The organism is Runella limosa DSM 17973 (genome assembly GCF_000482465.1).
Classification (GTDB): Bacteria; Bacteroidota; Bacteroidia; order Cytophagales; family Spirosomataceae; genus Runella; species Runella limosa.
Map to the genome: position 1 here is coordinate 266,454 of NZ_KI519422.1, position 24,536 is coordinate 290,989.

12 protein-coding genes are annotated in these 24,536 nt (G+C 44.6%); 7 read left to right on the plus strand and 5 right to left on the minus strand.

Features of this window, described 5'->3' with window-relative positions; genetic code table 11:
• The gene (locus K339_RS0119015) at positions 1–444 is read left to right on the plus strand and encodes a hypothetical protein (protein WP_028525024.1); all 444 of its coding nucleotides are present in this window, start codon (positions 1–3) and stop codon (positions 442–444) included.
• Here the strand turns inward: K339_RS0119015 and rdgB are convergent.
• The 4 genes from rdgB to K339_RS0119035 form a co-directional block, all read right to left on the minus strand.
• The gene (rdgB, locus tag K339_RS0119020) at positions 423–1,010 is read right to left on the minus strand and encodes an RdgB/HAM1 family non-canonical purine NTP pyrophosphatase (protein WP_028525025.1); all 588 of its coding nucleotides are present in this window, start codon (positions 1,008–1,010) and stop codon (positions 423–425) included. The two genes, K339_RS0119015 and rdgB, sit on opposite strands and share 22 nt — an antisense overlap.
• Positions 1,011–1,076: 66 nt before the next feature.
• The gene (locus K339_RS36100) at positions 1,077–2,012 is read right to left on the minus strand and encodes an FKBP-type peptidyl-prolyl cis-trans isomerase (protein ID WP_084332258.1); all 936 of its coding nucleotides are present in this window, start codon (positions 2,010–2,012) and stop codon (positions 1,077–1,079) included.
• Between the two features lie 58 nt (positions 2,013–2,070).
• Complete coding sequence (locus K339_RS0119030; RefSeq protein WP_028525026.1) at positions 2,071–2,982, minus strand: FKBP-type peptidyl-prolyl cis-trans isomerase; 912 nt, start codon at positions 2,980–2,982, stop codon at positions 2,071–2,073.
• A gap of 55 nt (positions 2,983–3,037) precedes the next feature.
• Positions 3,038–4,066, minus strand: a complete 1,029-nt coding sequence (locus K339_RS0119035; protein ID WP_028525027.1) for a DHH family phosphoesterase — start codon at positions 4,064–4,066, stop codon at positions 3,038–3,040.
• A gap of 121 nt (positions 4,067–4,187) precedes the next feature.
• Between K339_RS0119035 and K339_RS0119040 the strand changes: the two genes are divergently transcribed.
• Both K339_RS0119040 and K339_RS0119050 read left to right on the plus strand, forming a co-directional pair.
• Positions 4,188–4,607, plus strand: coding sequence for a nucleoside-diphosphate kinase (locus tag K339_RS0119040; RefSeq protein WP_028525028.1), 420 nt, complete (start codon positions 4,188–4,190; stop codon positions 4,605–4,607).
• A 196-nt stretch (positions 4,608–4,803) separates the two neighbouring features.
• Positions 4,804–5,484: a response regulator transcription factor gene (locus K339_RS0119050; RefSeq protein ID WP_037301114.1), complete on the plus strand. Its 681-nt coding sequence runs from the start codon at positions 4,804–4,806 to the stop codon at positions 5,482–5,484.
• On the opposite strand, the gene K339_RS36105 is transcribed toward K339_RS0119050, so the two are convergent.
• On the minus strand, positions 5,479–6,210 hold the full coding sequence (locus K339_RS36105) for a LytTR family DNA-binding domain-containing protein (RefSeq protein ID WP_051398117.1): 732 nt from the start codon (positions 6,208–6,210) through the stop codon (positions 5,479–5,481). The two genes, K339_RS0119050 and K339_RS36105, sit on opposite strands and share 6 nt — an antisense overlap.
• A gap of 604 nt (positions 6,211–6,814) precedes the next feature.
• On the opposite strand from K339_RS36105, the gene K339_RS0119060 reads away from it, so the two are divergent.
• The 4 genes from K339_RS0119060 (at position 6,815) to K339_RS38075 (ending at position 24,532) form a co-directional block, all read left to right on the plus strand.
• A complete protein-coding gene (locus tag K339_RS0119060; protein ID WP_028525031.1) occupies positions 6,815–6,994 on the plus strand; it encodes a hypothetical protein in 180 nt (59 codons plus the stop codon).
• A gap of 15 nt (positions 6,995–7,009) precedes the next feature.
• The gene (locus K339_RS0119065; RefSeq protein ID WP_028525032.1) at positions 7,010–8,119 is read left to right on the plus strand and encodes an LpxL/LpxP family acyltransferase; all 1,110 of its coding nucleotides are present in this window, start codon (positions 7,010–7,012) and stop codon (positions 8,117–8,119) included.
• Positions 8,120–8,749: 630 nt separating this feature from the next.
• Complete coding sequence (locus K339_RS34175) at positions 8,750–17,137, plus strand: SdrD B-like domain-containing protein (protein WP_169731876.1); 8,388 nt, start codon at positions 8,750–8,752, stop codon at positions 17,135–17,137.
• A gap of 471 nt (positions 17,138–17,608) precedes the next feature.
• Positions 17,609–24,532 (plus strand): SdrD B-like domain-containing protein, encoded by a 6,924-nt coding sequence (locus tag K339_RS38075; protein WP_028525034.1) that lies wholly within the window; start codon positions 17,609–17,611, stop codon positions 24,530–24,532.
• The last annotated feature ends 4 nt before the right edge of the window (positions 24,533–24,536 follow it).

A 24,536-nucleotide genomic window follows, 5' to 3' on the forward strand; every position in this document is an offset into this window, starting at 1 on the left:
ATGAAGACCTTAGCGATAGTTAGTTGTTGTTTGATGTTGCTGTTGGCAGGATGTACGCCCCAAAAAGTGGTTCCGATTGCCGATTTGATTGGGAAAAAGTGGAAAGCAAAATTGGTAAAAGAAGGCACTCAGGTAGTATTTAACTTGGGGGGGAGCACCAATGTAAAACCAAGTTATGCCAATTTTCGATTGGATTTGAGCGATCCCAAACAGGTCACTTTTAAAGATATTGATGGTAGAACGCTGGTAGGAACGTGGACGGTTTCGACCGATAACCAGCGCCTTATTCTAGAAAACCTAGTTCCAAAGCCGACGGGGACCATTGGGACGGTGGAGTTTTTTATTACCGAAACCCCGACCGCCGATGTACTGAAATTAGAACGAACCGCCGAAAGCCGAAAAACGGGAAATAGTATCAATAGTTATGAATTGATACCTGAATAATCTTGCAAAAACGCTACAAGTTTGGCAAAAGCCCTTGAACGGTGGCTGATTTTTCCCTTTTCGTCCAACGACATTTCGGCAAATGTTCGTTCCGAACCATCTGGGACAAAAATAGGATCATAGCCAAAGCCGTCGGTGCCGCGTGGAGTGTCGATGATAGTACCTTCGACAATTCCCTCAAACGAATGGCTTTTCCCTTCTAACGTAAGCGTAATGACGGTTTTGAAACGTGCTTGGCGGTTACTTTCATTGGCCAATTCACTCAAAACCCGCTCAATGTTGCGGGCGTGGTTGCGTTCGCCACTATAGTAAGCTGAATGAACGCCAGGAGCGCCGTTGAGTGCTTCTATTTCAAGGCCAGAGTCATCGGCAAAGCAGTTGACGCCGTAGTGTTCCCACACGTATTCGGCTTTTTGCGCTGAATTGCCTTCAATGGTATCGGTGGTTTCGGGAAGTTCTTCGTTGCAGCCGATTTCTTGGAGGGTTTTTAATTCAAAATTATCGCCCAAGAGTGCTTTGATTTCCTTGAGTTTGTGGGCGTTGTTGGTAGCAAAACAAAGTTGCATGATGTTAGAAAGGTAAAAGAACAAAAAGCGGCCATTCGGCCGCTTTTTGTGGTATAAAAAATAAAATTACTTGCGTTTCGCTTCGACCTCAAAGAGCAGCGGAGAATAAGCAGGGATTTTGCCACCACTACCCGTTGCCCCGTACCCGAGGGTAGAAGGGAAGATGATGATGGCTTTTTCGCCGTAACGCATCTTAGCGATACCGTCATTAAATCCTTTTACCACGCCTCCTGATGCGGTACCTTTAGGGTCAACCACGTTTACATCGACGGTGCCACTGTCAAATTGTGCCCCGTTTCGGATAAGTTTTCCAGTATATACAACACTGACAGTTGTTCCAATTTCGATTTGGGCAGAATCAGGACGAGCCAAGGTCTTTACAAACCGAAGCCCATTTTCGGTGTTTCTTTCTAACCCCAAAATCTTATTGGCTGCTACGTAATCGTTAATTTGTTCTTCCTGCGTACGTACTTTTAGAATATTTATATCGTAGCGAATGGGAATATACAATGGTGCCAACAACGAAACATCGCCAGAACCACGCAACGACCACGGTACAAAAAGCGTTACTTTGTCGGTCTCTCTTATTTTTTCATAAGGAGCGTTCATCAGTACCTCAAACGATGGCACAGGGTTAAAACGGTACGCCATTGCATAGCCAGTAGTAGTGATGTCATTGGTGTTGAAAGAACGAATAAATACATCTCCATATCCTACTTGACTACTGTCAATAATGGCTCCATCAAGCCGCCTAGCGATGTAGCTAAATGTTACTTCATCTCCAATTTGAGGTTTCTGGAGGCTTGTGTCGGCGTTGCTAACGACATAAAACAAGCCCGAATTGAGGCTATCAGCCACGAGTTTGTTCGCGCTTAGATAGTTCTTGATTTCGGTCTTATTTTCGAGTGTTTTACGATCTTGGTACACATCTTCCGTCTGCTTGCAAGCAAACATCGTTGCCACAATACTTGCCGCTGTACCTAAAATTAACTTTCCCCTCATTCTTGTTCGATTGAGTGTGTTTGATTGAGTTTGTTTGCGATTTGCAATGGTTGGCTGCTTACTGTTGCCCACCTACTGCGCCAGGCCCTGCGGGAGCTGCTGGTGCTTTTTTCACGTCCACCAATTCAACGTCAAATACCAACACAGAGTTTGGTGGAATCACGCCTGGAGAACCTGCCGTTCCATAAGCTAACGACGACGGAATGATAAACGTACATTTTCCACCTTTTTTCATGTTCATGATTCCTTCTTCCCAGCCTGGAATCACCATTCCTTGGCCGATAGGGAAGTCGATGGGCTTGCCACCACTTTGTGGGTTTTTCACTGAGCTATCAAAAACCTTTCCGTCAAGGAGTTTGCCAGTGTAGTGTACAGTTACTACGTTTCCAGCAACGGGCTTCACCCCTGTTCCTTCTTGCGTTACTACATAGTTCAAGCCCGACGCCGTTTCGGTTGCGTTAAGTTTGTTTTTAGCTACGTAGTCGTCGATGGTTTTGGCATCCACTTTTACTTGTTTGTCGCGCGCTGAAGCTTGTGATTTCTGGAATTCCTGCTCATTCTGAACATCCACGAGTTTTACCGTAAACTGAATGTCCGAACCTTTAGGAATGCCTGGAGGAAGTGGTTGCATCATGCGTGTAAAGAGTGAATCGGCACTTACGAAAAACGACGCACTGTCTTTTTTAGAAATCATGGCAAGACCTTCTTCAAAGCTACCTTTGAAAGGAGGTACTTGAAGCATCATTTGCATTGGTTGGCCTTCCTTATAGGTATCGCGCAAGACAGAGTCTTTGCTGTTTTTTAATACCAAATGAAACGTAAGAATATCGCCAACTTTTGGTTTGCGGCTATCAGAATGTTCATCGTGAATTTGATATTTAAGACCAGTTTCGCTGACACTAACACGGTTGTTGCAAGCAGCCATGAGGGCAGCTACCGAGAAAAAAGCAATTGTTGATTTAAATTTCATGAAATGAGTGCAAAGCACAGTTTAATTGTATTTGAATTGGGATGCGATTACAAGATTATTTTTTAACGCTTAAAAGCTCATTTTGGTATTCGGGCAATACTGATAATAAAAGCTCAGTGGTTTCTTTTAATGAGGTACTGGTACGTCCACCAGAGGCGTTTTTATGACCTCCTCCTGCAAAGTACTGATGGGCCAAGTCGCGCACCGAAAAATCAGACACTGAACGGAATGATAGCTTGATTTCGTCGCGGCGTTCGATGATGAGTACCGACATGACGATGTTTTCGAGCGAAAGCCCATAATTAACAATGCCTTCAGTGTCGCCCATCTCCGATTGAAAGCGTTTTAACTCTTCGAGCGATAGGGTCATATATACCGTACGGTAGTCGGGCAAAACGGTAAGTTTTTCTGATAAAACATATCCTAAAAGCCGCGTACGACTGATGGTGTTGTTGTCAAAAATAGCCCGATGGACGTCGTTTACTTGCAAACCCGTTTTCATGAGTTCAGCTACGGCAAGGTGTACCTCGGGCGTTGTACTTCCGTGTCGGAATGACCCCGTATCGGTCATAATTCCCGCGTACAAGCACTGGGCCATGGGTAAGTCCACCAGCGAGGCATCCCCCAGTTGCTGAATGAGTTCAAATACATACTGCGCCGTTGCGGCTTTGGTGGTATCCGAAAACACAAAGTCAGCAAAGGATTCTGGCTCTAAATGGTGGTCAATGAGCACCTTGGTGGCCGTTGAAGCCAGTGCAAGTTCGCCCAAGCCTTTGATACGATGGAGGGCATTAAAGTCTAAGCAACAAATCACCTCGGCTTCTTGTATCACCTGTTTGGAGCGTGCTTGAGACTGAACGTTTTGGTCGTACGTAATTACTTCAGCAAAGTCGGGCATCCAGCGCAAATTGGCCGAACATTCGTTAGGAATGATGACCGTTGCACTGTGTCCTTTTTTTTGAAGGTATAATTTCCATCCCAAAGAAGAACCTATCGCGTCAGCGTCAGGATTTTGGTGGGTCAAGATGACAACACGTTTTTGGGGCGAATTGATGAGTTCGTAAAATGCGTTCCACTGTTGCATAGCTTGCAAAATTAGCAATTTTCTTAAAAAAGACCTGCTAGGTTTTCAAAACCTGTGTAGTCTGCGTAGTTTTGCCCCACTTTTTTATCGAAAATTGTTCATTTTAAATCACAACATACTAATGGCAACCAACAGAACATTCACTATGGTGAAACCCGACGCTGTAGAAGCAGGGAATGCAGGCGCAATTTTGAAGATGATTGAAGAAGCGGGATTCCGTATTGTGGCTTTGAAAAAAACCTTGTTGACCCAAGAGCGCGCAGGACAATTTTATGCCGTACACGCCGAACGTCCGTTTTATGCCAGCCTGTGTGCATACATGTCATCGGGACCGATTTATGCGGCGATTTTAGAAAAAGAAAATGCTGTGGCAGATTTTCGCACGTTGATTGGTGCGACCAATCCAGCCCAAGCAGCCGAAGGAACTATCCGTAAATTGTTCGCTACGTCGCTAGAAGCAAATGCCGTTCACGGTTCTGACTCAGACGAAAATGCGGCGATTGAAGGAGGCTTCTTTTTCTCATTGACGGAGCAATTTTAAAAAAAAATAGCCCAAAAAAAGTTTAGGCTTCGAGGTATATCGAAGCCTTTTTTTTTGCCATTTTCCGTGAAACATCAATTTCGTGTAGATTTCACGGGCAAAAAAGTAGGTTTCACGGAAATGTCTTGCGTATGGGGTACAGCAAAGCGTATCTTCAATACAGTTATAAACTGTAAAATCCCCCATAAGTAGAGAAATGAAAAATCCCGAAATGAGATTGCGGAAGATGGATTCGTCCGTATTGATTGCCAAAGAAGAGCCGTTTTCGTGCGAAGTATTGAGCAAACTTTTAGAGAGCGAAGGCTTCGATGTTGTAGGAAGAGCTAATGAGTTGGATGAGCTTATTCAGAAGATTCACACCAAGAAACCAAAGTGCGTGATTGTCGAAGCCAACTTAATCGGAAAAGAGACAAGTCACTTATTAAAGCAAATTGCGGAAGCATCGAGCCGACCTAAGATGGTTTTGTTTTTTAATGCCTCTAATTCCAGGGAACTCTCCAAAGCACTGGACGCCAATTTTAATGGCTACCTGTATTCGGAAGATAAATTGGAGGAGTTGTACAAATGTTTGTTGTATATCCAGACGCAAACAAAATACTACAGCGATGGCTTCAAGGATTTGATGAAGAAGATGGGAGTCAATGAGGTAGATAGCGAAACCCACCGAAAGTTGAAGTCACTTACAAAGCGAGAACGGCAGATTCTGTACCTAGTAACCGAGGGGCTGACGGGCTACGAAATAGCCGACTCGTTGTCGATTAGTTATCGAACACTGGCGAATCACAAACAAAACTTAATTCAAAAACTAGGCATTGAGAGCAACCGACATTTACTCAAATTTGGGCTACAGATAAAATCGTACCTCAATACATTATAGTTGTTTGCTAGGAAGGCTACGGTTTTCACTAAGCGATTTTTTGAAGGCATCCAGCCGAGTACGGGGCATCACTAGCTCTCGTGCTTGGTTGGTACCTTTGACATACACAAGGTATTTTCCTTTTTCCCAGTACGTATAGCTATTAAGGTGATTCATGTTGATGATACAACTTCGGTGAATGCGGAAGAAGTGAATTGGATCAAGCTCTAGTTCTAGCACAGCGAGCGGTTTTGAGATTTGGAAGCGACCTTTGGGGTGTTCCACAAAGTATTTCTCTTCTACTGTTTCAAAAAAGTAGCAATCGTCAATTCTCAAAAACGCCTCACCCGTTGTTGCTTTGCCGTCAATAAACTTGATGTATTTGTCGGTAGATGCGGGGCTACTGACGGTTATGGGGGTATTTATTGAAAATGTAGTAAATGATTCTGATTCAGGAGCAGGGACGGCTTCGGCAAAACTTTTTAGCGGAGCAGGAGTCACTACTGTTTCTTTAATAACAGTGGCTGCTGGCGAAGAATGCCGACGAAGCGCAATAGCTTGTTTTTGAGAATGTGTTTGGTTGTTTGTTACTTCTAAAAAATCGCGAACAAGCGACACATTTAGTAAAACATAACCGAGAATGATGATAAATGGTAAGTATAAAAGATAGGTTTCGATGGTAAAACCATGCAAAATGTATAAATCGAGGTAGCGGTTAAACGAATAGTGGGGGAATTCGCGGAGCAAAAAGCGAACATGTAACGTAACAGGGAAAAAAAGAAAAAATGCTACAAAAAACAGCGGTAGGAATTTTAGTTCATACCAAAGGATAGATAGGGTATTAAAGTTGATTTTGCGGATTCCCCAAAAACGGTGGTATATATCAATTAGGAAGGACAGTATATATAAGGTACAGAACTCTGGTACTAAAATCCCGATTAAGATATTTTTGGCATAACTAAAAAAAGTCTGATACGAGACATAGATATCTAAGCGAGTTTTGGGGGATACAGCCCACCCGAGAATCTCGCAAAAGATTACTATAACCAACAAGAAAATAACCCCAGTCTTTGGGTTTTTATAGAAAGACCGATTAAGCGTCATCGACTTCATGGCTTCTCTTTAAGTATCAACTGCCTCTGGCAGTGTAGGGTATTGTGACTCACAAAGATAGAAAATAGTCAATAGTTACTATAACATTTCATAAATATAGGCATTACTGCGGATTTCCCAGCAGGCTTCGCTCCTCTACCTTTGTATCATCCAAAGCGGAAAACAACAGTGGGTTAAAAACAACAAATAATGCACTGGTTATCAATAATTTAAAATAAAAAAAATAACTACTACGACAATGAAAAAGTCATTCGAAATCAAAGCAAAAAAAGAATTGAACTCTTTTATCCGGGCTGGCAAATTTTATGCCAAAAATGAAACTGCAAAGGTACTCAACCTTGGTGAGTCAGATCCGTTTGCGTCTTGCTACAAAATTGTGGTAAACAACGACGTTGAAAATAAGCTAGTTCTTCAATAAATCTCTCGGTCAGCAATGAGCTTTTCAGGTTTTATAAACTATCAGCGTGCGCTTCTCGACTGCGAAAGTGCATTTAATAAAGTGAATTTACACGATGAAGAAGGGTATATGGTAAGGTTTGCGATATTTTCAGCGAACCTTACCAACTTCCTGCCTGAAATCCCTGTTTCGGAACATGCTGAGATGTTTAGAAAACTACTAACGAGCTTGGCATTTGAGACCTTTGATCGTAATGTGTTGCATATCAGTGAGGTATGCTCTCTCAATGGTGACCTGAAGGCGCTAGAAACCCCAGGTACTCCGAGTATATTTTGTACGTTTCATTTAGGTTCGTACCGAATCATTGCCAATTTGTTGATTAAAAATGGGCATCATTTTACAACCATTGTAAAAAAAGATGTTTATAAACAGCAGATTGATTCGATGATGGATTATACAAATAGGATGAAACAAACGTACAAAACGGATAGTGAAGTCCACGTGGTAAGTGCCGAAGATCCTAATATTGTACTAAAACTGCTTAGAGAGTTAAAAGCGGGGAGGTCGTTGTTAGTATATTTGGATGGAAACGTGGGTACAAGCGATGAAAAGCTTGAGAAAATCACGTTTTTAAGCCGAACAATCACTGCTCGAAAAGGAATGGCTTACCTTAGTTATGTAGCTGGGGTGCCGCTAGTGCCAGTGATTTCGTATCGGAAATCGGATATGAGTAATGTTCTCTACATGGGCGAAAGGATATACCCCGACAAATCCGTAACCAAAGAGGCATATTCCCAGAAAATTTTACAACAACTTTTTGATTTTTTTGCCAAGTACGTCGCCAATTTTCCCGAACAATGGGAGGGTTGGAATTATATACACCATTCTTTACAAACAGATGAAACGTCGTTATCGCCACCACCCCCTTCGGCTTATCGAAGGTTGAGTTATCAATTCAACGAGCATCGCTACAGTATTTTTGACCTGAAAGAGTCGCCCGTTTTGTTTGATAAACGCTATTATTCTACGTACGAAATATCGGATAGCTTGCGAGATTACCTGCTTGAATCTCCTTTTAGTAATCCTAAAAGGGTGTTGGGGAAACCAATTTTTCAAGAGTTAGTTCGTCAAGAAATTATAATTTGAGTGTGCAAAGTCTCCAATTTTTGGAGACTTTTTGTTTTTACCCACTCCCCAAATGGCCGTTTTTACCCATTTTTCGAAAATGCTTCACGGGCTAAAATGTAGATTTCACGGGCTAAAATGTAGATTTCACGGGCAAAAATGTAGGTTTCACGGTTTTGGACTTGAAACAGCGTCGCAGGCGTTTGTTTTCGTGGTAATTTTGTCACAGAGAATTTAAGCTCAAAAGCAATAAATCGTCCAGCTGTACAAAGACAGCTTGCTCAACGTTATGCAGGGTAATAGGACAACGTTATGAAGTGTCTTCGAGTATCGATAACGTAATTTTTCAAAGTAGGGTAAAGTGTGCAGCATTGGCCTCGTCTTTCTAAGACGAGGCCATGTATTTTTAGGACATTTGTAATTGCTCCTTATAGTGCTTTCAATGAGATTTGGTTTTATGATACGGCCATTTCATTTGAAAGATGAAAATTTTATCCCAGATTTTTTATGGATTTGAAATAAGAGTTTTGGCATAGTATTTGAAGGGTGAAGGTATATCCCTTGCGGTGGTCGGTGTATATCTTACTAAAGCAAACGGAGTTTTAAAATTAGAGAGGATTACCAACACAACTGTTCCAAATCCAAATGTTTATGTATCCAAACAATTACCAACGTTTCGCCTTGTTAGCAAAGAACAAGGAGCTGAACCCGCCAAGGAGAATCGGGAGGTTGCTGAAATGGGGGCTATTTTTTGTAGCTCTGCTGCTGAATCAGCAGTTAATGGCTCAAGTAAGTGGAACTGTTTTCCGTGATTTTAACATCAATGGAACACAGCAAACCACCAATCCTATTGAGCCTGGCCTTGAAGGAGTGACAGTTAAAGCTTTTAATGCCTCCAATGTACAAGTAGGAGCCACTGCAACTACAAGTGCAACAGGAGCATATACCATTGCGGGTATTACGGGAAATGTACGTTTGGAGTTTACGCTTCCCAACACGTTCTATGCCTCTAACGGTAAAACAGGAAATACAACGGTGCGCTTCGTGACAGCACCTTTAACGGGAGTAAACTTGGCCGCTAACAACCCAAGTGACTACTGTCCAGGTATTCCTGATGTGATTGTTACCTGTTTTGTGAACGGAAACCCCACGCTGGGAGGTACGGCAGGAACAGGAGATGCGCTAGTGAAGTTCCCGTATGACATCGCCAATGCTTCTACAACATCGCCTACGCACTTGGCCAATGCCAATGAAGTCGGTTCGGTATGGGGTGCGGCGTACCAAAGAGAAACCAATAAAGTCTTCACCTCAGCCTTTTTGAAACGCCACGTAGGGTTACTTTCGGCAGGGCTAGGAGGGATTTTTACTACCCAGCTAGGCACTACGCCTAGTACGGCACTGTTGGTCGATTTGGAAACGTTTAGTGGCGCTCCGCATAACATTGACCTCGGGCAGTCGGTGATTGGAACACGTACATTACCAGCTGCGGCAAATGGAAGTAATGAAGATCCATCTGCTTTTGGAGCGGTAGGGAAAGTAGGTTTGGGAGGAATGACGATTTCAGAAGATGGTCGGACGCTTTATGTGATTAATTTATACCAGAAAAAACTTATTTCGATCAATATCGGTGTACCTGCCAAAACAACGATTACGTCAGCGGATATTCATACATATACCATTCCTGATCCAGGCTGTACCAATGGGGTTTCGCGCCCTTTTGCCGTGCGTTATTATCACGGGAAAGTATATGTAGGAACAGTCTGTACGGCAGAAAGTGCAGGAGGTACACAAAGCAACCTTCATTCTTATGTCTATACTTTTGATCCTGCCACGACAACCTTTAATTCAACGGCGGTAGCCAATTTTTCTCTTAATTATCCTAAAGGAAAAGTTCACACCTCAGAAACACCTGATAAGTGGCTACCTTGGACAGATAACTTCAGTGTGCTTTATAAGGGTGTGCCCGTTGGGACGCCAGGCGCACCCAGAACCATGCGCCCACAGCCAATGTTGTCAGACATAGACTTTGTGGAAAACGGAGACATGGTTTTGGGCTTCACTGACCGTTCGGGACACCAATTAGGTTATCGAAATACGGGGGCTGGTGCTTCAAACGATAGTATATTCAGTGGATATATTGGTGGTGATCTTCTACGTTTGGCAAAAGGCTCGAGTACTTGGACGCTGGAGTCGGGAGGAAATGTGAGTGGCCTAACAGGCTCTGCCAATAGCCAAGGCCCAGGTGGGGGAGAGTTTTATTCGGATGATCAGTACAGTGGACAATTGGTTATAGGGGGGCCTATCGTCGAAATTCACCAAGAAACGTATGTGGGTAGTAGCTTTACACTTCCAGGAAGTGGATTACTAATGGCAACAGTCATGGACCCGTTGAGTACATGGTCTGGGGGAACTTCTTGGTTTAGTAATACCACGGGAAAATACACTAAAAGGTATCAGATTTACCAGTCAACAGCTGACGGTGGTATCACCTTCGGAAAAGCGGCTGGGTTGGGAGCGTTGGAACTTAGTTGTGCCCCGTCTCCCATCGAAATCGGTAACCGAATTTGGCTAGATACAAATAGAAACGGGATTCAAGATCCAGGAGAAAATGGAGTGGGTGGGGTCGTTGTAACGCTCTGTGATTCAACAGGTGCTACCATCACCACTGTTACTACGGATGGTAACGGTAACTACTACTTCGCATCTCTAACAGGAACGGATGCGACAGGTATCAAGTATGGCGTAGCCTTGAAACCGTTTACGAAGTACAGATTGAAAATCCCTGCAACAAATGGAACCAATGTATTGGCTTCTACAGACGCGCTAGGTAATGATTCGGCAGATAATGATTTTGCGCTTAATGGTACGAGTGGTGAATTGACCTTCATTACAGGCGGTTCTGGTGCCAATATACACACGTACGATGGTGGCTATCAGCCTCCTGTGGGTTCATTGGGTAACTTTATTTGGAAAGATACAAATGACAATGGCAAACAAGACAGCGGTGAAGCTGGCCAAGCAGGAGTGATTGTGCAGTTGGTGCAAGGTGCAACCGTCGTAGCTACCGATACAACTGATGCCAATGGTATCTATGGATTTAACAACCTAAGTGCTGGAAATTATCAAGTGAAAATCTTGGTTTCATCGTTGCCAGCAGGCTGTGTTATTTCTTCAAAGAAAGATGCGGCTGGAGTGGCTGATACGTTGGATTCTGATTTTGATCCCACAACTGGATTGAGTCAATCGGTAACGATTACTCCTACTGGCTCGGGTATTGCCAAAGATAACCCAACGATCGACGGAGCGCTTTATTCACCGCTAGGCTCTATCGGTAATTATGTTTGGAAAGATGCCAATAATGATGGCAAACAAGACCCAACCGAAGCAGGACAAGCTGGAGTAATTGTACAACTTTTGCAAGGCTCTAGCGTGATTGACGAAGACACGACCGATGCCAATGGTTTCTACAGTTTCAATAACCTGACATCAGATACTTATCAAGTCAAGCTGCTCTTAACTTCACTGCCAGCGGGTTGTGTTATTTCGTCTAAACCTAACGCGGCAGGAGTAGCAGATACTTTAGATTCTGATTTTAACGCGGCAGGTTTGAGTCACTTGATTACGATAGACACTTCAAAGCCAGCAACCGATACATCGCGCAACAACCCACATATTGATGCCGCACTTTATTCACCTAAAGGTTCGATTGGTGACTACGTGTGGAAAGACCTTAATGATAATGGGATTCAAGACGATGGCGCTACGGGCGTAAAAGACGTGATTGTGGAACTATACAAAGGAAGTACAACGGGTAGTCCAGTCGCAAAAGATACAACCGATGCCAGCGGTGCCTATGGTTTTACCAACTTAGATGCAGGCGATTATTACGTCAAAGTAGTCATTACAAGTCTGCCAGTAGGTTGTGTGATTAGTACTAAACAAGATTTGGGTGGTGATGATACCAAAGATTCGGATGTGAATCCAGTCACTGGTTTTAGTGCGAAAATCACTTTAGACCCAACGTTGACAGGGCTTTCAAAAGACAATCCAACCATTGATGCGGCTTTGTATTCGCCCAAAGGTTCGATTGGTGATTACGTTTGGAAAGACCAAAATAACAACGGCGTTCAAGACTCGGGAGAACCAGCAGTAGCGGGTGTAATCGTTCAATTGTTGAACTCTACGACCAGCGCAGTTTTGGCAACGGATACGACAGACGCAAGTGGATTGTACTTGTTCTCTGACTTGTCAAGCGGTACTTATCAAGTAAAAATCGTGACGACGAGCTTACCAGCAGGTTGTGTCATCAGTAGCCAGCAAAATTTGGGTGGCGATGATACCAAAGACTCTGACTTTAACCCAACCACGGGTTTGAGCCAAGTGGTAACTATCAATGCGTTGGGCACAGGCATTGCCAAAGACAACCCAACGGTTGACGCAGCCTTGTACTCACCAAAAGGCAGCATTGGTGATTACGTTTGGAAAGACCAAAACAACAATGGTATTCAAGATGCAACTGAAGTAGGAGTGGCGGGTGTGATTGTTCAATTATTGAACTCGACAACCAGCGCGGTATTGGCAACTGACACAATGGATGCAAGTGGTTTGTACTTGTTCTCGGACTTGTCGAGTGGCAGCTACCAAGTGAAAATCGTGACAACGAGCCTACCTGCCGACTGTGCACTTAGCAGCCAACAAGACTTGGGTGGCGATGATGAAAAAGATAGCGACTTCAACTCAACCACAGGTTTAAGCCAAGTAGTAACCATCGATGCTTTGGGTACAGGCACAGCTAAAGATAATTTAACGGTGGATGCTGCTTTGTATTCGCTCAGAGGTTCGATTGGAGACTTTGTTTGGAAAGACCAAAACGACAATGGTATTCAAGACCCTAACGAATCGCCAGTGGCAGACGTAATCGTGCAGTTGTTGCAAGGAACGACTGTTATAGCGACGGATACGACAAACTTTAACGGTTTGTATTTGTTCCCTAACTTACCAAATGGGACCTACCAAGTAAAAATCGTAACAACAAGTTTGCCTGATAGCTGTGTAATTAGCAGTAAGCAAGATTTGGGGGGCGACGATACGAAAGACTCTGACTTTAATCCAACCACAGGCTTGAGTCCATTGATAACCATTAATGTTTCGGGGACAGGTATCGCCAAAGACAATCCAACGATAGATGCGGCACTGTCAACACCGAAAGGTTCGATTGGTGACTACGTATGGAAAGACCAAAACAACAACGGTGTTCAAGATTCGGGTGAGCCAGCGGTGGCAGGTGTGATCGTTCAATTGTTGAATTCAACAACTAGCGCTGTTTTGGCAACTGACACGACGGATGCGAGTGGTTTGTACTTGTTCCCGAACTTGAAGTCAGGAACTTACCAAGTAAAAATTGTAACGACGAGCTTACCAGCGGGTTGTGTCATCAGTAGTCAACAAGACCAGGGTGGTGACGATACGAAAGACAGTGATTTTAACCCAACGACAGGTTTGAGTCAAGTGGTGACAATCAATGCCTTGGGAACAGGTTTGGCCAAAGATAACCCAACGGTGGATGCAGGTTTGTATTCTCCGAAAGGTTCAATTGGTGACTATGTTTGGAAAGACCAAAACAACAACGGTGTTCAAGACTCAGGAGAGCCAGCGGTTGCAGGTGTGATCGTTCAATTGTTGAACTCTACAACGAGTGCGGTGTTGGCGACTGATACGACGGATGCAAACGGTTTGTACTTATTCTCAAATTTGGAGAGTGGAACTTACCAAGTAAAAATCGTAACGACGAGTTTGCCAGCGGGTTGTGTCATCAGTAGCCAACAAGACTTGGGCGGTGACGATACGAAAGATTCAGATTTCAATCCAACGACAGGTTTGAGCCAAGTAGTAACCATCAATGCCTTGGGAACAGGCATTGCCAAAGACAATCCAACGGTTGACGCGGGCTTGTATTCTCCGAAAGGTTCGATTGGTGACTATGTATGGAAAGACCAAAACAACAACGGTGTTCAAGACTCTGGTGAGCCAGCAGTTGCGGGAGTAATTGTTCAATTGTTGAACTCAACGACCAGTGCCGTTTTAGCAACTGACACGACGAACGCTCAAGGTTTGTACTTGTTCTCGAATTTGGAAAGTGGCACATACCAAGTAAAAATTGTGACGACGAGCCTACCAGCGGGTTGCGTGATTAGCAGTCAACAAGACTTGGGCGGTGACGATACGAAAGATTCAGATTTCAATCCAACGACAGGTTTGAGCCAAGTCGTGACCATCAATGCCTTGGGAACGGGCATCGCCAAAGACAATCCAACGGTTGACGCGGCGTTGTATTCGCCAAAAGGTTCGATTGGTGACTATGTTTGGAAAGACCAAAACAACAACGGTGTTCAAGACTCAGGAGAGCCAGCGGTAGCAGGTGTGATTGTTCAATTGTTGAATTCAACTACCAGTGCGGTGTTGGCGACTGACACAACGAACGCCCAAGGTTTGTACTTGTTCTCAAATTTGGAGAGTGGTACTTACCAAGTGAAAATTGTAACAACAAGCTTGCCAGCGGGTTGCGTGATTAGCAGCCAGCAAGACTTGGGCGGTGACGATACGAAAGATTCAGATTTCAACCCAACAACGGGCTTGAGTCAAGTCGTGACCATCAATGCTTTGGGAACAGGCATTGCCAAAGATAACCCAACGGTTGACGCGGGCTTGTATTCTCCGAAAGGTTCGATTGGCGATTACGTTTGGAAAGACCAAAACAACAACGGTGTTCAAGACTCAGGAGAGCCAGCGGTAGCGGGCGTGATCGTTCAATTGTTGAACTCAACCACCAGTGCGGTGTTGGCGACTGATACAACGAACGCTCAAGGTTTGTACTTGTTCTCAAATTTGGAAAGCGGTACTTACCAAGTGAAAATTGTAACGACGAGTCTGCCAGCGGGTTGTGTCATCAGCAGCCAGCAAGACTTGGGCGGTGACGATACGAAAGACAGTGATTTTAACCCAACGACTGGCTTGAGCCAAGTGGTGACAATCAATGCGTTGGGAACGGGTCTTGCGAAAGACAACCCGACGGTGGATGCAGGCTTGTATTCTCCGAAAGGTTCAATTGGTGACTATGTTTGGAAAGACCAAAACAACAACGGTGTTCAAGACTCAGGAGAGCCAGCAGTGGCAGGTGTGATTGTTCAATTGTTGAACTCAACCACCAGTGCGGTGTTGGCGACTGACACGACGAACGCTCAAGGTTTGTACTTGTTCTCGAATTTGGAAAGTGGTACTTACCAAGTGAAAATTGTAACAACGAGCTTACCAGCAGGTTGCGTGATTAGCAGTCAGCAAGACTTGGGCGGTGACGATACGAAAGATTCAGATTTCAATCCAACGACAGGTTTGAGTCAAGTCGTGACAATCAATGCGTTGGGAACAGGTTTGGCCAAAGATAACCCGACGGTGGATGCAGGCTTGTATTCTCCGAAAGGTTCAATTGGTGACTATGTTTGGAAAGACCAAAACAACAACGGCGTTCAAGACTCAGGTGAGCCAGCGGTTGCAGGTGTGATCGTTCAATTGTTGAACTCAACCACCAGTGCGGTGTTGGCGACTGACACGACGAACGCTCAAGGTTTGTACTTGTTCTCGAATTTGGAAAGTGGTACTTACCAAGTAAAAATTGTAACAACGAGCTTACCAGCAGGTTGCGTGATTAGCAGCCAACAAGACTTGGGCGGTGACGATACGAAAGACAGCGACTTTAATCCAACGACAGGTTTGAGCCAAGTAGTAACCATCAATGCGTTGGGAACAGGTCTTGCCAAAGATAACCCAACGGTGGATGCAGGATTAGTTATACCATGCGTAGAGTCGAGTGTAACCTTGACGGGTACCCCTGTATGTTCGGCCAATCTGCAGACATATAGCATTACGTTCAATGTCACCAATAAACTAGGTATTGTAAAGGTGAACAAAGGAGTGCTTACAGGTAATAATCCTTATACTGTGACAGGCATTCCATCGGGGCAAAGTGTGATTATCACGGATAGTTTAAGTGCGCTTTGTAAATCAGACACGACGATTGTAGGGCCTAACTGTAACTGTAATCCAGCGCTACCGCAATTATTGACACCAAGTTTGACGGCTTGTATCGGGGATACTTTCCCGACCTTAAAAGCGACGGTGGTGGGTCTTGCAACTGTAGAATGGTTTAGTCAACAAACAGGCGGAACAGTGTTGTTTACGGGCTTAAACTTCAAGCCAAGTGGCATAGTAGCAGCCAATACGGTCTTCTATGCGCAAGCACGTAGCACAGACCCAACCTGTCCAACGGCGGTAAGTACAGGCCGAGTCCCAGCGACGATAAATGCTCAAAGTTGTATAGACACGGTTGACTTAGCATTGAAGAAGTCGATTAACACGAAGATAGCGCAGGTAGGTGATATACTTACTTATACGCTAAAAGTCTGGAATGAATCGAACAAAAATGCAACGGGCGTAGAAGTCGCGGACAGTATTGCGACGACGGTACAGTTCATTGCGGGTAGTTTTCAACCAAGCCGTGGTAGTGCGACAATCAGCGGCAATGTCATAAAGTGGACGATTGGCAACATTGCAGCCAATGGCGATACGGTGACGTTGACCTATCGAGTACGAGCGACCCAAGAAGGGCTGCACTTCAACACGGCTGAAATCTCGAAAGTAGATCAAAAAGATGTGGATTCGACGCCAGGCAATGGTAGCCAGACAGAAGACGACATCGACCGCCAGTGTTTTAGCGTGCCATTTAAGGTGTGCCCAACCAACCAAGTGGAAGCATCGGTACCTGCGTCTTTGACAAATGTACAATGGTTCAAAGATGGTGGAACGACGCCAGTAGCAACGGGCAATGTGGTATTGCTGAGTGAAGTGGGTATATATACTTTCACTGCAACAAATCAGACTTGTCCAGCAGAAGGATGTTGTCCAATCATCATTGAGCCAGGAGTGAACTGCTGCCCAGAGGATTTGTGCGTGCCATTCACGATTCAAAAAAGAAAGAAAAAGTAAAATAAGGTTGTAGCCAACCGCGCCCCCCTTTTTCATCGGAAGAAGGGGGGCTTTTTGTTGTCTTGCTTGGCTGTTTTTTCCCAAAGATTTGGTAACAGGTATTCCCAAAGAGGGCGTAATCTTAAAGTGAGCAGATGTTTATATCCCATTTGTAGTGAATGCGAGAAAAAGTTGGAAAGGTATTTAACGGTCTTTGGTATTCTTGAAGGGATAATAAAAAAGGGAAATAGGTGCTTATTGCCCTTTTTTTAATGTGTATTCTTGAAGTTTGGTTCGATTGTTGCGGGATATAGCACTTCGTTTGCAGATATAAACTTATGATGATTGGATATTAATATTTTGAGTTGGTATCCAATTGATTTGTTAGTATATACTGAATTTCTAATAAAAAATCACATTGGTATGTGTTTTGCTGCAAAAAGGTAGATAAAAGAATGATTTTTCACTTACCCTATTTTGTCGCACATCTGCATGAAATCTTTACTTCGCACTTATCGAGGGGAGTATGTCAATTGGCTGTTTAGTTTTTGGCTACAGTCGCTGGCTATCATAGGTATATTCCTATGGAGCTCTCAGAAAACCCAAGCCCAGTGTTCTGTCACTATTCGTAAAGTAACGGTCTCAGGCTGTTACTTGGTGAATGGCCAAAGCAAAGCCACCGTCAGTGTTGAGGTGGGATGGACTAATGCCCCCAGTGGTGGTGTGATTACCGTCACAACAGGTTCTCAAACGAGGACAATTACCCCAGGAAGTATTACAGTAAGTTACCCTCAGGCAAACAATAGCGCGCCACTATCAGGGACACAAACCATTGTAAGCCCACAGGTGGTAGCTTTTGAAGTAGATGCTAATGGGAGCACCAATAATGCCCTTACAGCTCGATTTAATGCTACTTGTACAACATCAACCACATTTAATGCTCCAGCAGCCTGCCCTACAGCAGCTTGTAGTGGAAATAACGTAGGGGGGATGGTTTTCAAAGACTTTAATGATAACGGGGTCAGAGAAGCGGGAGAAACCGCAGGGGTTTCGGATGTTGCCGTCAAAGCCATCGCGTGTGATGGTACGGTTTATAACACCACCACTGATGGATACGGCTTTTATTCGATTCCTGTTCCTGCTAACAAATACCCTGTTCGGGTTGAGTTTAGTAGTGTACCTTCTATTTATAAGCTAGGAGTAAACGGAACTAATTCTCGTACCTCAGTTCAATTTGTCAATGCGCCTTCTTGTAATATCCATTTGGGGATAGTCAATCCAGTCGAATATTGTTCGGGTAGTAACCTAAGGGTGTTTGTGCCTTGTTTTACGTACGGCGATCCTTTGATAAGTTCGCAGCAAGGAGTAAGCGCAGCCAATCTTTCTGCCAATGCTGACGCCTTGGTAAGTATTCCATACCGTGTTTCGTCTTCGACTTTTCAAGGCGAACAAATGATTACCAATGCGGGTAAAATAGGCACAATCTGGGGGTTGTCGTATAATAAATATACAAAAAAACTCTTTCTAAGTGCGGTTTTAAAACGCCATGCAGGACTGGGGTCTTTAGGCTTAGGAGGTTTGTATGTGATGGATTACACAAATTCAGCTTCTCCAACGGTAAGTAACTTCATCAATGTATCGACTATCGGTATCAACGTTGGTACCATTGCTACCAACAGTGCTCGCGGTTTACAGGCTGATAAAACCCAACCTAGCCGTGACCAACAGTCGTTTAGTGCCATTGGCAAAGTAGGGATCGGTGATATGGATGTGTCAGACGATGGTAATAAATTATGGTTGACCAACTTGAGTGATAAAAAATTGTATTCAATTGATATTACCCAATACAACCAAAATGGAACTGCGCCTACGACTAGCAATGTAGCCAGCTTTACTATTCCTGCTACGTGTACGGGAGGTGAGTACCGTCCTTGGGCGATAAAAGCCTACAACGGCAAAGTGTATGTCGGTGGTGTTTGTGATGCTTCTACTTCTTCTAAAACAAACCTTCGTGCTTCTGTATATGAATTAGATGGAACAACATTTACTCAAATCTTTGACTTCCCGCTAACCTATCCTAAAGGTTATCCAGCGGCAGCCAATACAAGCATTACGGGCTGGTTTCCTTGGACTGATAACTTTAATGATTTGCTTGAAGGCACAGTACTTCGTCATCCTGTTCCTATTTTCACTGATATTGAGTTTGATGTTGATGGCTCGATGGTATTGGCTTTCGGAGACCGTACTGGTTTACAAGGTGGAGATGCCAACTATCATCCTAATACAACAACGACAGACTTATATGAGACAAACTCACAAGCAGGGGATATTTTAAGGGCTTTTTATGCCAATGGTGCGTTTGTATTAGAAAACAATGCCAAGGCAGGGCCTAACACTGGATATGGGCCTGCTAATTCGCAAGGGCCAGGTTTTGGGGAGTTTTACGATGATAACTGGCGCCAAGACGGAAATCCTAATCGAATCTGGCACGCCGAACAAATCATGGGTGGACTGGCCCTTAAACCAGGCTCTGGTGAGGTGGTCGTAACGACGATTGACCCTGTAGATGAGCAACCGTATGCAGGAGGAGTTCGTTATATGAACAACAGCGACGGTAAAGTGACTGGGGCTTATTCGGTCTATGTGACACGAGCTCCGGGCGCTTTCCAAATCCCAGGTACGTTTGCCAAAGCAACAGGTTTGGGTGATATAGAATTGAACTGTGATAACTTAGACATCATAGAAATCGGAAATCGCACTTGGCTTGATACCAACAAAGACGGTATTCAGGATGCTTGTGAAAAAGGTTTGAAAGATGTGAGTGTAACACTCTACAAAGGCAATACAAAAATTGCTACTACAAAAACCGACGCCAACGGAGAATACTACTTCAGCCGTAAATCGAAATTGACCACAGGTACGTGGTCGGCAACGGGAGCTGATACGACTTTATTGCCTCTTACGGCTTATCGTTTGGTTTTTGGTACATCAGGACAAATCACCAATAGCAGTGATACCTTGGCAGTTGCAGGTCTTGGGAAGTTTTTACTGACACTAAAAGACGCAACTACAGGGACTGGCAATGACCATAACGATAGTGATGCAGCCAAAGCAAGTGTAACGGGCGAAGGAGGTAGTTTCCCCGTGATTACACTTACAACAGGTACAGTAGCTACGACGAATCACACGTTTGATGCTGGTTTTTACTGCGTAGAACCTTATAACTATAAAGTAACTGTTACGCAAGCAACGTGTACAGCCATCACGCCTAATAGCGATGCCAAAATAGAGCTGACCGACGTAAAATGTGCCGATAAGTACGCTTTCTCGAAAAATTCAGGTGGTGTCTTTACAGGAGCTGCTTACGCTTCAGCGACGGCATTGACAGGGACAACCATTACGTTGAACAACTTAGCCAACCCCGCCACGGCGGCAGGCGATACGTTCTACATTCGTTTGTACAACGGCTTGTGCTGCTACAAAGACACAACGATTATTTTACCATTCAAAGATTGTAGCTGTATCAAACCTGTAGTGACTGCCACGCCAAAAAATCAAGTAATTTGCCAAGGAGGAACAATCGCTTCTTACACTGCGGTCACTCTTCCAAGTGCAGGGATTACTTACCGTTGGTATGGTCCATTGACTGATACGACGGGAACGTTAGGAACAGCAATTAGTGGTCAAACCAATGCTTCATTCACTCCAGCAGGAGGCTTTACAGGAAGAAGATATTATGCTGTGATAGCAACTGGCGTAGCCCCAATATGTTCGGATACGGCCTTTGTGTCATTGACAATTAACGTTCGCCCAGTAGCCAATGCAACGGCTAAACAGCAAACAATTTGCGTGGGTGATTTACCTGCGGCCTTCACCGCTACTCCAAGTACGGGCGTAAGTTACCGTTGGTACGGAGCGTTGAGCGATACAACAGGTAGCTTAGGAACAGCCATTGGTGGTGCAACAAGTGCAAGCTTTACACCATCTGGTAGTGCGATTACGACGGTAGGAACGAAGTATTACGCAGTGATTGTGACCAATACCCAAACGTCATGTGCCGATACTGCTTTTGTTCGTTTGGTAGTGAACAAGAAGCCAACCGCAGGAGCTGATAGCACAGGTACCAATGCGATTTGTAATACCGTAGGTACTATCAATTTGCCAGACGCTGCCGCAGGCGAGACTTGGACTCAATTAGGAAATACCCCAAGTGTGGCGACGATTGACGCACAAACAGGCGCTGTAACGGGACTGACAAGTATCGGTGTGTATCAGTTTGTTCTTAGAAATGCCCAAACGGGTTGTGCTGATACCGTAGCCGTAGAGGTGAAAAACTGCCAGAAAGGCTCAATTGGCGACTACGTGTGGAAAGATTTGAACGATAACGGTGTCCAAGATTCGGGAGAACCAGGAGTGAGAGGCGTCATCGTTCAATTGCTAAACTCGACGACAAACGCTGTCTTAGCAACCGATACAACAGACGTGAGTGGTTTGTACGGTTTCAATGGCTTGGAGTCGGGTAGTTACAAAGTGAAAATTGTGTTGAGTAGTTTGCCAGATAGCTGTGTCATTAGCAGCAAACAAAACCAAGGCGGAGATGATACCAAAGATTCGGATTTTAGCCCAACAACGGGAGAAAGCCAAGTTGTAGTAATCAATACCTTGGGAACAGGTTTACAAAAAGATAATCCAACCATCGACGCAGGCTTGTTTACGCCAAAAGGTTCGATTGGGGATTATGTTTGGAAAGATTTGAATGACAACGGCGTACAGGATTCGGGCGAGCCAGGAGTGCGAGGTGTAATCGTACAATTGTTGAACCCGACGACGAGTGCCGTGTTGGCCACTGATACAACAGACGCGAGTGGTTTGTATTCTTTCCCGAACTTATTGAGTGGAAGTTACCAAGTGAAAATCGTGTTGAGCAGTTTGCCAGATAGCTGCTTGATTAGCAGCAAACAAAATCTAGGTGGCGATGACACGAAAGATTCTGATTTTAGTCCAACGACAGGCTTGAGCCAAGTGGTGACGATTGATGCCAAAGGCACGGGCATTGTCAAAGATAACCCAACCATCGACGCAGGCTTGTTTACGCCGAAAGGTTCGATTGGAGATTATGTTTGGAAAGATTTGAATGACAACGGCGTACAAGATTCGGGTGAGCCAGGCGTAAAAGGCGTAATTGTGCAGTTGTTGAATGCAACCACAAGCGCTGTGTTGGCCACTGATACAACAGACGCGAGCGGTTTGTATTCTTTCCCGAACTTATTGAGTGGCAGCTACCAAGTGAAAATCGTAGTCACAAGTTTGCCAGACAGCTGTACCATCAGCAGCAAACAAAATCAAGGTGGCGATGACACGAAAGATTCTGATTTCAGTCCAACCACAGGCTTGAGCCAAGTGATAACTATCACTGCGACAAGCACAGGTTTGGCGAAAGACAACCCAACGATTGATGCAGGTTTGTTCACACCAAAAGGTTCGATTGGGGATTATGTTTGGAAAGACCAAAACGACAACGGTGTTCAGGATGCTACCGAGCCACCAGTGGCAGGGGTAATCGTTCAGTTGCTGCAAGGGACAACAGTTTTGGCAACGGATACAACGGATGCCAATGGCTTGTATTTGTTCCCGAACTTGTTGAGTGGTACGTACCAAGTCAAAATCGTAACGAGTAGTTTGCCAGCAGGTTGCGTAATTAGCAGCAAAAAAGACCAAGGTGGTGACGATACCAAAGACAGTGATTTTGACCCGACTACAGGCTTGAGCCAGCTGGTTACAATCAATGCTTTTGGAACGGGTATTGCCAAAGACAATCCAACGGTGGATGGTGCTTTGTTCTCACCAAAAGGCTCGATTGGGGATTATGTTTGGAAAGATTTGAACGACAATGGCGTTCAAGACGCAGGTGAACCACCAGTAGCAGGTGTGATTGTTCAGCTATTGAACGCAACCACGAGCGCAGTTTTGGCTACTGACACAACAAATGCGCAGGGCTTGTACTTGTTCTCTGATTTGTCGAGCGGAAGCTACCAAGTGAAAATTGTGGTAACGAGCTTGCCAGACAGTTGCATCATTAGCAGTAAACAAAATCAAGGCGATGATACCAAAGATAGTGATTTTAGTCCAACGACAGGATTGAGCCAAGTGGTAGAAATTGTGGCGACTGGCACAGGTTTACAAAAAGACAATCCAACCATCGACGCAGGTTTGGTTGTACCATGTATCACAACAAGCTTTACGTTGACGGGAGCACCTGTGTGTTCGGCGGATGTTCAGACGTACAGTTTAACCTTTAGTGTAACGGGCAAAAATGGCGCAATAAAAGTAGATAAAGGCGTATTGAGCGGAAATAATCCATACACAGTAACGGGTATTCCTTCGGGAGCGAGCGTACGGATTGTGGATACGTTGAGTGCGATTTGCGTACAAGACACCATCATCACAGGCCCTAACTGTAACTGTAACCCTCCTGTGCCTATTTTGTTGACGTCGAGCTTTACGGTATGTAAAGGCGATACTTTCCCAACCTTAAAAGCAACGGTAGTAGGTTTGGCCACGGTTGAATGGTTTAGTCAACAAACAGGCGGAACTGTGTTAGCAACGGGCTTAAACTACAAGCCAAGTGGCGTAGTGACGGCCAATGCCGTATTCTATGCACAAGCCCGTAGTACCGACCCAACTTGTCCGACGGCGGTAAGTACAAGCCGCGTTCCAGCGACAATCAACGCCCAAGACTGTGAAATTGACTTGGCGTTGAAGAAGTTGATTAACAAGAAAGTGGTACAAATTGGCGATACGCTTACTTATACCATCAAAGTATGGAACGAGTCAGCCAACAATGCTTCGGGTGTATCAGTGACTGATTCGATAGCGAGTACGGTTCAATTTATTGCTGGAAGCTTTACGACAAGTCGTGGAACGGCAAGCATCACTGGAAGCGTGATTACGTGGAATATCGGTAACATTGCCGCCAACGGAGATACCGTAACGTTAACGTATCGCATCAAGGCAATTCAGGAAGGTATTCACTACAACACCGCTCAAATTTGTGCTGCCAACGAAGGAGACGTTGACTCAACACCTTGTAATAACAACGAGGAAGAAGATGACATTGATCGTCAGTGTTTCACGGTGCCGATTAAGCTTTGTCCAACGGAGAAAATTGAAGTGAGCATTCCAGCAAAATACACCAACGTACAATGGTTTAAAGATGGAGGTAGTACAGCGGTAGCGACAGGCAATACGGTATTGCTGAGTGATGTTGGAAGCTACACCTTTACGGCCACCAACAAGACGTGTCCAGCAGAGGGCTGTTGCCCCGTCATCATCGTGCCAGGTGAAAACTGCTGCCCAGTTGATTTGTGTATTCCGTTCACGATCAAGCAGACCAAGAAGGCAGGTAAGAAGCTGTAATATT

Coding starts and splice junctions, on each gene's coding strand:
- K339_RS0119015 (WP_028525024.1), top strand. CDS start 1: ATGAAGACCTTAGCGATAGTTAGTTGTTGTTTGATGTTGCTGTTGGCA.
- rdgB (WP_028525025.1), bottom strand. CDS start 1,010: ATGCAACTTTGTTTTGCTACCAACAACGCCCACAAACTCAAGGAAATC.
- K339_RS36100 (WP_084332258.1), bottom strand. CDS start 2,012: ATGAGGGGAAAGTTAATTTTAGGTACAGCGGCAAGTATTGTGGCAACG.
- K339_RS0119030 (WP_028525026.1), bottom strand. CDS start 2,982: ATGAAATTTAAATCAACAATTGCTTTTTTCTCGGTAGCTGCCCTCATG.
- K339_RS0119035 (WP_028525027.1), bottom strand. CDS start 4,066: ATGCAACAGTGGAACGCATTTTACGAACTCATCAATTCGCCCCAAAAA.
- K339_RS0119040 (WP_028525028.1), top strand. CDS start 4,188: ATGGCAACCAACAGAACATTCACTATGGTGAAACCCGACGCTGTAGAA.
- K339_RS0119050 (WP_037301114.1), top strand. CDS start 4,804: ATGAAAAATCCCGAAATGAGATTGCGGAAGATGGATTCGTCCGTATTG.
- K339_RS0119060 (WP_028525031.1), top strand. CDS start 6,815: ATGAAAAAGTCATTCGAAATCAAAGCAAAAAAAGAATTGAACTCTTTT.
- K339_RS0119065 (WP_028525032.1), top strand. CDS start 7,010: ATGAGCTTTTCAGGTTTTATAAACTATCAGCGTGCGCTTCTCGACTGC.
- K339_RS34175 (WP_169731876.1), top strand. CDS start 8,750: ATGTATCCAAACAATTACCAACGTTTCGCCTTGTTAGCAAAGAACAAG.
- K339_RS38075 (WP_028525034.1), top strand. CDS start 17,609: ATGAAATCTTTACTTCGCACTTATCGAGGGGAGTATGTCAATTGGCTG.